This is a genomic window from Saccharophagus degradans 2-40, assembly GCF_000013665.1.
GTDB lineage: Bacteria > Pseudomonadota > Gammaproteobacteria > Pseudomonadales > Cellvibrionaceae > Saccharophagus > Saccharophagus degradans.
Map to the genome: position 1 here is coordinate 1,011,047 of NC_007912.1, position 13,894 is coordinate 1,024,940.

Here is a 13,894-nt window from a genome sequence, read left to right on the forward strand (position 1 = left end):
TTGATAGATTAACGCTTAATAAAAACAGATAAAAAAAATAATTGATTACAAATAAAAGCCCGATGCGTTTTGACGTTATCGGGCTTTTTTATGTGTTGTTTATAGGTTTAATGCGTGTCTTACTTTGGGAGGGTGGGGTTACGCTCTTTGGAATTTTCCCTTAGTCTAGGAATGATCGAAGAGATATAGGCAAGAAATAACGCCGAGAACGCGCTGAAATGCAATAGATCTACAGTTGTTAGATTCCAATAAAAAGTTTCTACACTGGGAATAAGGTAGGATGCTACATAAGCGAAAAACGCATAACCTACAAGGCAAACCTCATGCTTTAACAAGCTGGGCCGATCTAAGCCACGTAATGACGGCAGGCTCAGAACTAGCCTTACCCAAAGTGGTTTCTCTATGTATTCATTTGTTGAAGTATTCATTGCATATAGCGCTTGCTCAAGGGCGTCGACGTTTATATTAAATGTCGCAGCAAGAACCCGAAGTGATGCATAGCTTACCCGGTGACCGGCTTCAACACGCTGGATAGTGCGAATGCTTAGTCCGGTTGCCTCAGCAAGCTGTTCTTGGGATATTCCTCTGTCTAGTCTAAGTTTTCTAATTAGCATATTAATCTCCTACTGCTACGCACTAAACCTAGACTATATTTTTTGCTGTCGGTGACGACACTACCCGCCAAATCACCCGCCAACAGTGATATTTAGTGAAAAGCGTAAGTTTTAGTGCATTGTGCGCTACTAAAAAATTCGCAGGGCCGTAATTGCAGCGGGTAACTTATTTGCGTCCACGCGGTGCGGTAGGGCGACCTGCATTGCCGCGACCGGCCCCCTTGTTGCCAGTGCGACCGCCCGTGGTAAGGTTTTTACTTTTAGCTCCGCGTTTTACCCCCGTGCTTTTGTTTTTAGGGCGGCCGTGTTTATCTAAATCTTTCGGCTCTTTTTTTACCTTGGGTTTCGCTACCCGAGGTTTTGTTGCCGTTGGGCTTGCGCTTGATTTTGCATTCGCACCTTTAATGGCGGTTTTGCTGGATTGGCTGGTGGCTTTGGTTAGTAGGTCTAGTTCTACCTTGGTAAGGCGGCGCCACTGACCGGGCTTTAATTTGCCCAGCTCTATATTCATAATGCGCGTGCGTACCAACTGTTTTACGTCGTACCCTAGGTAGTCGCACATGCGTCGAATTTGCCGGTTAAGCCCTTGGGTAAGAATAATCTTAAAGGTTGTTTTACCTATTACGCGTACTTTACACGGTTTGGTAATAGTGCCCAGTATAGGTAAACCCCTAGACATTTTCTCTGCAAAATTGGGGGCGAGGTTTTTATTTACCGTAACAATATATTCTTTATCGTGTGCGTTCTCTGCACGCAATATTTTATTTACTATATCGCCGTCACTGGTTAGCAGAATTAACCCTTCAGAAGGTTTATCTAATCGGCCAATTGGGAATATGCGCTCGTCGTGGTCTATGGCATCAACAATATTGCCCTTAACGGTTTGATCTGTTGTGCAGGTAATACCAAATGGTTTGTTATAAGCAATATAAATACGGTCGGTTTTATCGGCAGCGCTGGCTCTAAGGGGCTGGTCGTCTACGGTTACTACGTCGCCACTTTCTACCACAGCGCCCAACTCGGGCAGCAAGCCGTTAATTTTTACGCGATCACTCGCTATTAGCTTATCTGCCTCTCTGCGTGAGCAGTGGCCTGAATCGCTAATAAACTTGTTTAATCTCACTGCACTGTCAAACGTCACACTTATACCCTTATTAAAGATGGCAAGGGCCTAAGCCCTAATGGCGGCAAGTTTAGCATTATTTGCGTTAATTCGCGTCTACAACAGATGTGGCAGGTTCCGGCGCAGAGTTTAGGCTGGGGTTTAATAGCAGGCCTAACGCCAGGCAGGGAAGCCCTAGGGGTGACTGCTTGCTTACTTTGAGGTAATGTTTGGCCCTGTTAAGCCTCTTCTAACACATAAAAAGGACCTTTACGATGCGCCCACAACTACCCACTTGCTTATGCTTGGTGCTACTACTTATTACTGCCTGCGGTACGCAGCAGAGCAAACAGGTTGCTACACAACCGGATAAACCAAGTGTGGCCCACCATTTAAGCAAAGGGTACGAATACATATCTGCTGGAAGCGCTAAAAAAGCGGCGCATGAACTTGAAGCGGCACTGGCTATTTGCGATCTAAAGTACGCGGCTGCAGAGCAAACTATATACAGCGCACGCTCATCTACTGAGGCCCTGGCCTATTTGATGATTGCTGCCGCTAAAGATGAAGCAGCAGAAGTAGACAATACCGATTGTTCAGATTCACTCTACCTTATGGGGTATGTAAGTTTGGATTTTGGTCGAGTAGATGAAGCCGAAGCTTACCTAAAAAGAGCGGTTAACCTAGCCCCAAGTAATGCTATGTATTTATCCGAACTCGGTCACGTTTATCATTTACGTCGAGATTGGGAGGCCGCACTAGACATTTTTACTCGAGCCGAGCAGGCCGCAAATAGTTTCTCACCCGACGCTGTTAAAATTGGTGAACTATTACGCGCAAAACGTGGTGTTGGTTACACCCTTATTGAGCTGGGCGAATTGGATAAAGCAGAGGTAAAATTTAACGAATGTTTAGCCTTTGATAAAAACGATGCCGGTGCTATACGCGAACTAAAATATATTCAAAGTATTAGAAGCAACCCTGAGAAGCCATAACCTAAACCTAGAACTAGCCTTTAAAGCGAATAACGAGCCGATAATAATTGCGATGACGAACATTTACCAAACCCCAGCTAGTGGTTTAAATGAACAGCAATTAGCGTCCAAGCGAAATACAATACTTACGGTTATACGTTGGTGTTTTTTGCCTATAGCTTGTGTGGGGGCTTGGTTTGTTACTTGTTTCGCGGTGGCTTATTGTTATAGTTCTGTAGAAAAAATTTTAGACCTGAGTGCTGCGTCTATTTTTGGTTTGTTTGGCCTAGCTGGCCCAGCGGTAGTATTAACAGCATATTGGGTTGCCCCCAGTAAAAAGCTTGTTACGGCTTCATCCGCATACGCCTTTGGGGCCAGTATTTGTTTGGTTATTTTTTTGTCTACGCTTGATTACGATGCTTTAGGTTTTGCCTCGCAAGTAGCGGTTGTATTGGGCGCAGTAACATTGGCTGGCTTGTTTTATCGTGCGCGCAAAAAGCAAATTGCTTAATAATGTCGTAACAGAAAATTAGAGTGTATTGCTCCAAAAGTGCCTAACAGGCAATACGATTAATCAATATAAAATGGATGCCGTCATGCAACAGCAAGTAATTGATTTTTGGTTTGACGAGCTACAGCCCATGCAATGGTGGACAGTTGATAAAGCGTTAGATCAACAAATTGCTGAACGCTTTTTACCGCTGGTGCAACAAGCCGCAGCGGGCGAGCTACACAGCTGGCGCGTAACAGCCACAGGGCGATTGGCAGAAATAATTGTGCTAGATCAATTCTCCAGAAATATATATCGCAACACACCAACAGCGTTCGCGCAGGATGCAATCGCATTGGTGCTCGCAAAAGAAGCCGTAACGGCAGGTGCATTAAACCAGTTAAACACTACCGAACGCGGCTTCTTACTTATGCCGTATATGCATAGCGAATCTAAATTAATTCATGTTGAAGCAGAGAAATTATTTAAACAATATGCTTCGCCCAATAATTACGAATTCGAATTAAAACACAAAGCCATAATCGATCGCTTCGGCCGCTACCCTCATAGAAATGAAATACTGGGCAGAGATTCAACCCACGAAGAGCAGGAGTTTTTAACCCAGCCGGGTTCTAGTTTTTGATAGTATACTCGTACTAATCAGGCGAAGTTAATCACCCGTTTAGTGGGTTCAAGCTTATTGAGTTAATTCAATACTAACAAACTCATCCAGTTCTTTGGTATCTACAGTTGGCCAGCCGTCTTTATCCCAGTTTATTTCTAATATTTTTAGTTTTTGTAAACCGTTATCTGCAGATTCATAGGCGTGTAGCACAAGCCAATCTTTGCCGTCGAAGGTGTAGGCGCTGTTGTGGCCTAAGCCGGGCCAGTTTTTGTTGCCACTTATTAATAGGGTGCCACCACCTTGGGCGAGGTCTTTGCCGTTTTTATCTAAGAATGGACCGGTAGTATTTTTGCTGCGGCCCATTGCTAGGCGGTAGGTGCTTTCATCTTTGCGGCAGCATTTACCCCAACTTACAAACAAAAAGTAATCGTCGTTCTTTTTAAAAATAAAAGGAGCTTCTATTTCGCCGTCCTTTACTGCGTCGCCTGTGGGCATACTGCCTTTGGGTAAGGCTGCTATGGTATGCCACTGTTGAGGCTCAGCTATTTTTGTCCAGCTGCTGTCTAGTGCCACCATTTTTAAGCTTTGCCAAAAGGAGCCAAAAGCCATCCATGCGGTGCCGTTGTTATCTACCACAATATTGGGGTCGATAGCGTTCCACTCGTCGCGCTCAGGCACGCTGCGCAATACCATGCCTTTATCTTGCCAACCGTAATTGGGCGCGCGTGGGTTAAGCGTGGGCGATACGGTAACGCCAATGCCGGATGTGTTCTTTCCAAAAGCAGACACAGAATAGTAGAGGTAAAACAGACCATCTTTTTCAATGATGTCGGGTGCCCACAGGTGGCCTTTAAAATAGGGTACGGCGTTGGAGGCCCAACTAGGGGCTTGATTAAATACTTCGCCTTCGCGGCGCCAGTTTTTCATATCGCTAGAGCTATACATTGTTATGCCGGGGCCAGTGCTAAACAAGTAGTAGGTGTCACCTTCTTTAATCATTACTGGGTCGTGGATGCTTACTTGTTTTGCCTCGCTGCAGCCTGCAAGGGCAAGCAGGGCTAAGAGGCTAACGACTAAAGCGAATGTAATTGGGCGTTTGTTTTTGTTAAGCATAAAAGGGCCTTGGCAACGATTTATAGCTGGTTATCAGTATTGAATATATACGCCCTTATTGGCTACTGCTTAGTATGTAATCAGTAAGGGTCGCATTTGCATGTTTCGTATTGTATTATAATAATATTCAAAGTAAAGCGCGCCCGACGGCAGCCTAGTTTTGCTTTGCATTTCAAACAGCTAAAAATCTATTAATCTAATTAAATCAAAGGGTTAGATGGATGTTTGTTTGATAGGCAATTTGGGGCATATAAGCGTTTGTTTCATTTAAGAATAACTAACAACATAAAAATGAGTACCTTCATAATGGATAAAAGCCAGCTACAAAGTGGTTTTGCGTTTAAAACAAGTGGTTTTAACGTGCTGATTGTTGTCACATTTTTGGCATTGCTTGCAGCGCTTGTTGGCTGCAGCAGCGCCAAGCTCGCACCCGTCGCCTCTCCTAGTTTACCGCAGCCATTAGTGGCCCAACGGGCAGACCCTTGGGTGCACAAGCACAGCGATGGTTATTACTACTTTATAGCAACGGTACCAGCATACGACCGCTTAGAAATGCGTAGGGCCACAACCATAGCAGGCTTACGTAGCGCGCCCGCTGTAGTGGTATGGCAGCGCAATACTATTGGAGGTATGAGCGCGAATATTTGGGCGCCCGAGCTGCATTTTATTGATGGTAAATGGTACATCTATGTAGCGGCTGCCACCGATCACAACAAGCCGTGGACAATTCGTATGCACACGCTTTCCAATGCATCGGCCAACCCTATGCAAGGTGAGTGGCAAGAAGAGGGGCGCTTTCATACACCGCTAGATACTTTCTCGCTAGATGCCACAACCTTTGAGCACAGGGGTAAACGCTATTTAGTATGGGCGCAACAGAATGAAGCCCGTACTTATAACTCGGCGTTACTTATAGCGCAAATGGATAGCCCTACAAGTATTACTGGCCCCATTGTTACCTTAAGTGAACCGACATTACCGTGGGAAATTATTGGCCATAAGGTTAATGAGGGTGCGGCAGTAATTAAACACGGTAAGCGTATTTTTATAAGTTATTCCGCCAGTGCGACCGATCATAACTATGCGATGGGTTTGTTATGGGCAGACGAAAACGCTGATTTGCTCGACGCAGCAAGCTGGACCAAGTCACCCGAGCCTGTATTTTACTCAAACGAACAATTAAAGCGCTTTGGCCCTGGCCATAATTGTTTTGTTAAAGCTGAAGATGGTGTTACCGATTTAATGGTGTACCACGCGCGTGATTATAAAGAGATAGATGGTGAGCCATTGCGAGACCCAAACCGCCACACGCGGGTGCGCAAAGTGTATTGGGATGAACAGGGCATGCCGGATTTTCGTCAACATGAAGCAGACCTATAGCAGCGTTATAGGGTTGGGTTAAAACATAAGTAGAGCGACACAGAGAAATGAAAAATATCACAATTACCGAAAGCCCTTTTGGCCGCCTGGATGATGGCACGCCCATTTCGCTTTTTACGCTAGGTAACAGTAAAGGCATGCGCGTGTCTGTGAGTAATTTTGGCGGAGTGATAACAAATCTTTTTTGTGCCGACAAAAATGGCGAGTTTGCCGATGTGGTACTCGGTTTCGACACGCTTGCACCTTATCAATCACAGTCTCCGTATTTTGGTGCCCTTATTGGGCGTTTTGGCAACCGAATTGCCAAAGGGATTTTGCCTGTGCAGAATAAAAAAATTCTGTTAGATGTAAACGATAACGGCAATCACCTACACGGCGGTTTATATGGGTTTGATAAAGTTACATGGCGACCCTTTATAGAAACCGTTGACGGAGAGCCAGCATTAGTACTGCAATACTTAAGTCGTGATGGCGACCAAGGTTACCCAGGTAATCTAACCGTAGAGGTAACCTACCAGCTTACCGATAACAATGTGCTGTATACCCGTTATCGCGCTACCACCGATATGGCAACCCACGTTAATCTCACTCAGCACAGCTATTTTAATTTAATCGGTAGCCAGCACAGCGATAGCAACGTGCTAAATCATCAACTAATGATAAATGCCAACAGCATTACTCCGGTAGGCGCAGGCCTTATACCCACCGGCGAATTTGCCGATGTCGCTAATACCCCGTTTGATTTTCGATCGCGTAAGGCAATTGGCAAAGATATAAATGCCAATAATAATCAGCTGCTACTTGGCCGTGGTTACGATCACAACTTTGTACTTAATAAAACGGCAGCAAAGGCGTTTGAACTGGCTGCCCGAGTAGAAGAACCAGCCACTGGGCGTGTATTAGAGGTAAAAACTACTGAGCCGGGTTTACAGTTTTACTCTGGTAATTTTCTAGATGGTACCTTGCAAGGCAAAGGGCGAGTGTTTAATCACCGCAGTGGCTTTTGCTTAGAGCCGCAGCACTTTCCCGATGCGCCCAATCAGCCCAATTTTCCGTCCACGTTATTGCTGCCGGGTGAAGAATACACGTCCACCATGAGTTTTGAGTTTTCAACCCTATAGCATTGATTGGCCATTACTTAAATTATTACAACGCATTAAATAAAAACATAAAAAATACTTGAAGAGGTGAGTATGTTTAATAAAAAAACACTAGCAGCCGGTATTGTAGCTGCATGTTTAACTAACGTAAGTGCAAGCTATGCTGCCAACCCCGCAATTACCGATACTCACACGGCCGATCCCGCTGCGTTAGTGCACGGCGATACCGTTTATTTGTACGTGGGTAACGATGAAGCGAAGGATAACCGCGTATTTTACGATCTTAAAAAATGGTTGGTGTATTCATCAAAAGATATGGTGAACTGGACCAATCACGGTTCGCCGTTAGCTGCAACGGATTTTAAGTGGGCCAGCGGCGATGCGTGGGCGGCGCACACGGTAGAAAAAGATGGCAAGTTTTATTGGTATACCACGGTGCGTCACGCAACCATTAATGGTTTTGCCATTGGCGTTGCAGTAAGTGATAGCCCTACAGGGCCATTCAAAGATGCTTTGGGTAAAGCACTAATAAGTAATGACATGACCACCGATACCGATATTGATTGGGACGATATAGACCCAGCAGTATTTATTGACGACGATGGCCAAGCGTATATTTTTTGGGGCAACACCAAACCGCGCTGGGCCAAGTTAAAACCCAATATGATTGAACTAGATGGACCTATTCACGCAATCGATATTCCACACTTTACCGAAGCGCTATACGTGCACAAACACGGTGAATATTACTACTTAAGCTATGCGACAGGCTTTCCAGAAAAAACAGCTTACGCTATGAGCAAATCTATAGAAGGGCCGTGGGAATACAAAGGCATTCTTAATGAATTGGCTGGTAACTCAAATACTAATCACCAATCTGTCATCGATTTTAAGGGCAAGTCATACTTTATTTATCACAATGGTGGCTTGGGTCAAGATGGCGGTAGCTTCCGTCGCAGTGTATGTATCGATTATTTGAACTACAACGCGGATGGTACTATCAAGCGAATTGTAATGACATCAGAAGGTGTAGACCCAGTTAAATAAGGGTGGCAATCGTTAATCGCTAATTGTTAATTTCTAGTTAGAAATAAAGAGCGGTGTCTTTATGACACCGCCATTAAAATGCGCTCGTAGAAAACGCACAAATATAAAAGTACACAAGCCTATAAGTGTATCAATCATAAAAATTAAAAAATATTCAAAGTTTCCGTAAGAGTACCGAGTGGATAACATAATGAAAATGATAATAAAATTAGCATTGGCCGTTACCCTAGCGGTATGGGTGGCAGGGTGTACCAATCAGGCAGGGTTAAATGCAGAGAATAAAAATATAGAAAGGCAAACTATTAACAGCCCAGACAAAAGCCTAAAAGTACGTCTAAGTTTAGATGAAAGCGGTAAAGTATTTTACAGCATTAGTCGCAATGGCGAGCAAGTTATGCTGCCGTCGCAATTGGGTGTTGAGCTAAATTCACAGGCATTTACAGACGGCTTAACAATTACAGATGTAGACGCAGGTAAGGTGAATGACAGCTACACCCTGTTACATGGCAAGCAGCGAGACATAACCTATAACGCCAACGAAAAAATATATAGCCTAAAAAATAAACAGGGCGATAAACTTATCATTGCCTTTCGCGTGTCTAACGATGGTGTGGCCTTTCAGTATCGCTTCCCCAACACGGCAAAGCAGTTGCTTGCGGTTAAAAAAGAGATTACCAGCTTCGCATTCGAACACACCACAAAAGCCTGGTTGCAGCCCATTGCCGTAGCGCAAACAGGTTGGGCCAATACTAACCCCAGCTACGAAGAACATTATCAAATGAATATTCCGGTAGACACCGTATCGCCATCACCGGCTGGTTGGGTATTTCCTGCATTATTTAAAGCGAATAAACATTGGCTGCTTATTACCGAAGCGGGTATGAATGGCGATTACCATGCGTCGCGACTGCACGCAGAATCGCCTAACGGTGAATATTCTCTGGGCATACCTATGGCGGCAGAAGTTTTTGAGCAAGATGGCAACAAAGGCGCTTTATTGGCTCAGTCGAATACAGCCTTCCACTCGCCATGGCGAGTTATTTTAGTGGGCGGTTTAGATACTATTATTGCCTCTACGCTAGGCACCGACTTGGCTGACCCAGCAATTGCAAAAATGGATTTTGTAAAACCCGGAACGGCCTCTTGGAGCTGGGCACTATTAAAAGATGAATCAGTTAACTACGAAACCTCGCTCGAATTTATTGATTACGCAGCCGAAATGGGCTGGGACTATACCTTAGTAGATGCCGACTGGGACCGCCGTATTGGCTACGAGCGCACTGCACAACTTGCGGCCTACGCACAAAGTAAAAACGTTGGCTTGTTAGTGTGGTACAACTCGTCTGGCGATTGGAATACCACAGAGTACTCACCGAAAAGCGCCTTACTAGATAGAGACAAGCGCCGTGCAGAATTTGCTCGTTTACAAAATATGGGTGTAAAAGGTGTAAAAATCGATTTCTTCCCCGGTGATGGCAAGTCGGTAATGGCTTACTACAATGACTTAGCGAAGGATGCCGCCGACTACAATTTGCTAGTAAATTATCACGGCTCATCGCTACCGCGTGGTTTGCATCGTACCTACCCGAATATTATGACAATGGAATCGGTACATGGCTTTGAAATGATTACATTTATGCAACCATCGGCCGATAAAGCCGCAACGCATATGGCCATACTGCCATTTACGCGCAATGCTTTCGATCCTATGGATTTTACCCCCACCACATTTTCAGATATTCCCAATATTGAACGTCGTACCAGTAATGGCTTTGAACTTGCGCTGCCGGTGTTGTTTTTATCGGGCCTTCAACACATAGCCGAAACCGCACAGGGAATGGCGACTAACGCACCGGACTATGTAAAAGCGTATATGCGCGATATTCCCGTATTGTGGGATGAATCTAAGTTAATTGATGGTATGCCTGGTGAGCACGTTGTAATTGCGCGCAAGCACGGCGAGCGCTGGTTTGTAGCGGGAATAAACGCTACCAACGAAGCCATTAACTTAGAAATGAATTTCGATTTTGCGTTAGGTAAGCAAGGCACGTTAATTACTGACAGCAATATAAATACAAAAGGTGTGGAGAGTTTTACCAGCCACACAATAACTGCAACCAAGAATAATGCACTAACAGTTAAAGCCAATGGTGGCTTTGTGATTGTATTTAACTAGTGGCCGCAGGCCAAATAATTTCACTGGAGGTTAAAGTGAAAAAGATAGAAGAAATAATGAAACACACAGCGCGCACTATAGCGCTAGGTGCAACAGGTGCCGCCTTGCTAACGGGGTTAATTGCCTGTAACGGTACCAATGTGAATACAAACGGGGATACCCAACAAGCAAGCATTAAAAAAGCGCCAGAAGGCATGTTTGCCAACCCGTTGTTCGCCAATGGCGCAGACCCTTGGTTAGAGTATTACGATGGCAATTACTACCTCACTACCACCACATGGACATCGCAACTTGTTATGCGTAAATCACCCACGTTGGATGGTTTGTCTACTGCGCTGCCGGTGAATGTATGGTCCGATTCAGATTTAACCCGCTGCTGTAACTTTTGGGCGTTTGAATTCCATCGCTTAAACGGCCCTAACGGCTGGCGTTGGTATTTAATGTACACCTCGGGCCAGCACGGCACTTTAGATCACCAACACTTAAGCGTATTAGAAAGTGTGGGTGACGACCCTATGGGGCCATACACCTACAAAGGTGAAATGATGCCCAATACATGGAATATAGACGGCAGTTATTTAGAGCATAATGGCCAATTATATTTGTTGTGGTCTGAATGGGTAGGTGACGAGCAGCAAAACTTTATATCTAAAATGACCACCCCATGGAGCATTGAAGGCCCGCGAGCACTGTTAACTCGGCCGGAAGCAGAGTGGGAAAAAAGCGGTCGCAAAGTTAACGAAGGCCCAGAGATTCTAAAAAAAGATGGTCGTACCTTTTTGATTTACTCGGCGAGCTATTGCGATACGCCAGATTATAAACTGGCAATGAAAGAGCTAACGGGCGACGACCCAATGAACTCCGAGCACTGGACTAAATACGATAAGCCCGTGTTTGAAAGAGGGAACGGTGTGTTTGCCCCAGGCCACAATGGTTTCTTCAAATCGCCCGATGGCACAGAAGATTGGATTGTGTACCACGGAAATTCGAAAGAAGAGCACGGCTGCGGTGCAACGCGCTCTGTGCGCGCACAGAAATTTACTTGGAACACAGACGGCACCCCAAATTTTGGTGAGCCAATACCAGAAGGCCAATTTTTGCCCTTACCTTCTGGCGAAAACGGTCCTTTAGTGACTGCACTGCAAGGTGCACGTATTCAGTTGCGCAATGGCGAAAGCTGTTTATTAGCCGAAGGTAAAGAGCTGAAGCAGGGCAGTTGCCAAGCAGAAGCCAGTTTATGGGTAATGGATAACACGGCAGATAATCACTACCGCTTTGGCAATGTAGCCAGCAATTTATTTTTAACGGCAGACGAAGGCCTTAGTCAGAGTGCCTGGGTTAATACTGCAAGCCAGCGCTGGGCACTTAATGCAGGCGAAGGTAACTTTGTTGCGTTTACAAACAAGTACACCGGCGATGCGCTTATGCAAAATAATTGGCAAATACTACCGGTTGGCAAAGTGGCAATTAGCAGCATTCAAAGTGGCCGCGTATTACAGGCGTGCGATAAAAACAGCGCGAATGTAAACCAAGGCGGCTGGCAGGGTAGGGCTTGTCAAGCATGGCAATTTAACCCAGCAAGTGAAGGCCATGTGCAAATTAAAACGGGCAACCAATGTTTAACCGTTGAGAATAAATCCATAGTGCCTGGCACCAATGTTATTGCCGGCGAGTGTGAATCAACTAGCAGCCAATGGCTTTATCAATTAGATAAAGAAGGCCGCGCAACCTTCACAAACCGCGAAAGCAAACAGCGTTTAGATTTAGCAAACTGCGGCCTAGCCGACGGCACCAACTTCGCACAAGCCCCTGCGTTAGATACTATTTGCCAAGCATTCCAAGTGCGTTATTTACCGTAAATATTTTCCAAATTGTTTACACGCTTAAGCCTCCACATGAGGGCTTTTTTATACACCATCGTATGTACTCACTATACTGAACAAACAAAAAAGGCTTGACGAATTACCGCCAAGCCCTTCTTTTTCCTGTATTCTGTTCTTTGGCAAACACTTAAATCCCTATAGCAATATAAAGCAATTAGTGATTAACTCTAACTTTAAAATTTTGCGTTGCGTTGCGAGGCGAGAACTAACATGGCGATTAAAATAAACGACGATGCACTGCATGCACTCAAAATAGCTTTCAGCTATATGCCTAAGGCGATAGAGGTTACTAAGTACGAGTACGGTGAGAGGTATCAGCAGGTACTTGACCACATAGAAGCCGTGCGAGAAATTCTATTAATAAATGATGTAGACCCAGATGAGGTATATGGCGAAATCCACCCAGATGACTCGCCTAACTCTAGCTATTAAGTTAGCGCTTAATAGTATTTACGTTGCAAGAATCTTCTTTATTCGGGAAATGCCATAGCGCGCGGTTATCTAACTGCGCGCCTTCGGGTATGTAGGTGTTACACAAATAAATTTTGGTGCGCTTTTCAAAGTTTAATACGGCCAAGCTTTGCGCTATATCTGGGCTGTTGTAAAAAAGCTTGTCGAATTGACCGTTGTTTACCAGTGTTATAAGCCCCTTTTCTATGCGTTTGGCTAGCTCTGGGTTTTGGGGGCTAACATAAAAAAATACTGGTAAAGGGTAAATTAACACTATGTGTTCGTCGTAGGTTATGTCTTTGTCGCTGTGCAGCTCTAGTTCCGGTAACGCTTCTGAATAGCCGCGCGATAATAAGTCGTACCTACCTGCGTCGAGCATTTTAAATAGTAAGTCGTAATGTGCTGCGGTAGTAATTTTTAAACCGTTATATTTTAAAATATAGGTGTCTGGCCAAGATTCCCCTAAACCAAAAACAAAGGGCTTTAAGTCTTCTACCGTTTTTACATTTTTTAGTAAGTCTTTATTTTCTTTTTTAAGCAGTAAAATTCTGTGGCCCATTAACCCCTTTAATAGTGGAATTTTAATGGCGCGCAGCTGCTTGTCTCTTTCTGATGATGCTGAAGCCCAGTTTAAACCAATAACTTTGTTTTGGTTTAAATATGCAGCCACACGTGCGGATGAAAGTGGCTGTTTATAAAAGGTTAGTTCACATGGACCGAATTCTTCTTCGGTAACAGCTAATATTTGGGGTAATAGTGTGAGAAAAAATTGATTGTGTACCAGCTTAGTGGGTTCCTGTAGGGGAATAACCAATTTAGCAGGTTGCCCGTTGGGTTGTTCAAAGCAAGCCATAGCGCTGTTGGTTAATGCTAGGAATGTGGTAAGCACTATCAATTTATACAAGCTGTGGCCCTTTATTGGTGTTTCAGTTGTAGCGGG

Annotated in this window: 13 protein-coding genes; 9 read left to right on the top strand and 4 right to left on the bottom strand. The window is 44.6% G+C overall.

The features are described from left to right. Positions 1-119 precede the first annotated feature (119 nt). Together SDE_RS21145 and SDE_RS04145 are read right to left on the bottom strand one after the other, a co-directional pair. Entirely contained in the window at positions 120-614 is a 495-nt protein-coding gene (locus SDE_RS21145) for a helix-turn-helix domain-containing protein (protein WP_011467264.1), read from the bottom strand. 166 nt (positions 615-780) lie between these two features. Beyond that, complete coding sequence (locus SDE_RS04145) at positions 781-1,755, bottom strand: pseudouridine synthase (protein WP_011467265.1); 975 nt, start codon at positions 1,753-1,755, stop codon at positions 781-783. Positions 1,756-1,991: 236 nt separating this feature from the next. On the opposite strand from SDE_RS04145, the gene SDE_RS04150 reads away from it, so the two are divergent. The 3 genes from SDE_RS04150 (at position 1,992) to SDE_RS04160 (ending at position 3,823) form a co-directional block, all read left to right on the top strand. Beyond that, a complete protein-coding gene (locus SDE_RS04150; RefSeq protein WP_011467266.1) occupies positions 1,992-2,711 on the top strand; it encodes a tetratricopeptide repeat protein in 720 nt (239 codons plus the stop codon). A 52-nt stretch (positions 2,712-2,763) separates the two neighbouring features. After that, positions 2,764-3,201, top strand: coding sequence for a hypothetical protein (locus SDE_RS04155; RefSeq protein ID WP_011467267.1), 438 nt, complete (start codon positions 2,764-2,766; stop codon positions 3,199-3,201). An 85-nt stretch (positions 3,202-3,286) separates the two neighbouring features. Further along, positions 3,287-3,823: a DUF924 family protein gene (locus tag SDE_RS04160; protein WP_041324195.1), complete on the top strand. Its 537-nt coding sequence runs from the start codon at positions 3,287-3,289 to the stop codon at positions 3,821-3,823. Between the two features lie 54 nt (positions 3,824-3,877). On the opposite strand, the gene SDE_RS04165 is transcribed toward SDE_RS04160, so the two are convergent. Beyond that, positions 3,878-4,918, bottom strand: a complete 1,041-nt coding sequence (locus SDE_RS04165) for an arabinan endo-1,5-alpha-L-arabinosidase (protein WP_011467269.1) — start codon at positions 4,916-4,918, stop codon at positions 3,878-3,880. A gap of 291 nt (positions 4,919-5,209) precedes the next feature. On the opposite strand from SDE_RS04165, the gene SDE_RS04170 reads away from it, so the two are divergent. The 6 genes from SDE_RS04170 (at position 5,210) to SDE_RS04195 (ending at position 12,936) form a co-directional block, all read left to right on the top strand. After that, positions 5,210-6,298 carry a glycoside hydrolase family 43 protein gene (locus tag SDE_RS04170; protein ID WP_011467270.1) on the top strand — a complete coding sequence of 363 codons (1,089 nt, stop codon included), beginning with the start codon at positions 5,210-5,212 and terminating at the stop codon, positions 6,296-6,298. Positions 6,299-6,345: 47 nt separating this feature from the next. After that, positions 6,346-7,419 carry an aldose epimerase family protein gene (locus SDE_RS04175; RefSeq protein ID WP_011467271.1) on the top strand — a complete coding sequence of 358 codons (1,074 nt, stop codon included), beginning with the start codon at positions 6,346-6,348 and terminating at the stop codon, positions 7,417-7,419. A gap of 72 nt (positions 7,420-7,491) precedes the next feature. Further along, on the top strand, positions 7,492-8,445 hold the full coding sequence (locus SDE_RS04180) for a glycoside hydrolase family 43 protein (RefSeq protein WP_011467272.1): 954 nt from the start codon (positions 7,492-7,494) through the stop codon (positions 8,443-8,445). 190 nt (positions 8,446-8,635) lie between these two features. Continuing rightward, positions 8,636-10,621 carry a glycoside hydrolase family 97 protein gene (locus SDE_RS04185; RefSeq protein ID WP_011467273.1) on the top strand — a complete coding sequence of 662 codons (1,986 nt, stop codon included), beginning with the start codon at positions 8,636-8,638 and terminating at the stop codon, positions 10,619-10,621. Between the two features lie 35 nt (positions 10,622-10,656). Beyond that, positions 10,657-12,480: a family 43 glycosylhydrolase gene (locus tag SDE_RS04190; protein ID WP_011467274.1), complete on the top strand. Its 1,824-nt coding sequence runs from the start codon at positions 10,657-10,659 to the stop codon at positions 12,478-12,480. Positions 12,481-12,714: 234 nt separating this feature from the next. Continuing rightward, on the top strand, positions 12,715-12,936 hold the full coding sequence (locus SDE_RS04195) for a hypothetical protein (protein WP_011467275.1): 222 nt from the start codon (positions 12,715-12,717) through the stop codon (positions 12,934-12,936). Position 12,937: 1 nt separating this feature from the next. Here SDE_RS04195 and SDE_RS04200 read toward each other — a convergent pair whose 3' ends face one another. Continuing rightward, a complete protein-coding gene (locus tag SDE_RS04200) occupies positions 12,938-13,858 on the bottom strand; it encodes a substrate-binding periplasmic protein (RefSeq protein ID WP_226986468.1) in 921 nt (306 codons plus the stop codon). Between the last annotated feature and the right edge of the window lie 36 nt (positions 13,859-13,894).

Excerpts from the sequence above, each read along its gene's own strand:
- SDE_RS04150 (WP_011467266.1), top strand. The coding sequence starts at position 1,992 with ATGCGCCCACAACTACCCACTTGCTTATGCTTGGTGCTACTACTTATT.
- SDE_RS04175 (WP_011467271.1), top strand. The coding sequence starts at position 6,346 with ATGAAAAATATCACAATTACCGAAAGCCCTTTTGGCCGCCTGGATGAT.
- SDE_RS04160 (WP_041324195.1), top strand. The coding sequence starts at position 3,287 with ATGCAACAGCAAGTAATTGATTTTTGGTTTGACGAGCTACAGCCCATG.
- SDE_RS21145 (WP_011467264.1), bottom strand. The coding sequence starts at position 614 with ATGCTAATTAGAAAACTTAGACTAGACAGAGGAATATCCCAAGAACAG.
- SDE_RS04185 (WP_011467273.1), top strand. The coding sequence starts at position 8,636 with ATGAAAATGATAATAAAATTAGCATTGGCCGTTACCCTAGCGGTATGG.
- SDE_RS04155 (WP_011467267.1), top strand. The coding sequence starts at position 2,764 with ATGACGAACATTTACCAAACCCCAGCTAGTGGTTTAAATGAACAGCAA.
- SDE_RS04170 (WP_011467270.1), top strand. The coding sequence starts at position 5,210 with ATGAGTACCTTCATAATGGATAAAAGCCAGCTACAAAGTGGTTTTGCG.
- SDE_RS04195 (WP_011467275.1), top strand. The coding sequence starts at position 12,715 with ATGGCGATTAAAATAAACGACGATGCACTGCATGCACTCAAAATAGCT.
- SDE_RS04180 (WP_011467272.1), top strand. The coding sequence starts at position 7,492 with ATGTTTAATAAAAAAACACTAGCAGCCGGTATTGTAGCTGCATGTTTA.
- SDE_RS04165 (WP_011467269.1), bottom strand. The coding sequence starts at position 4,918 with ATGCTTAACAAAAACAAACGCCCAATTACATTCGCTTTAGTCGTTAGC.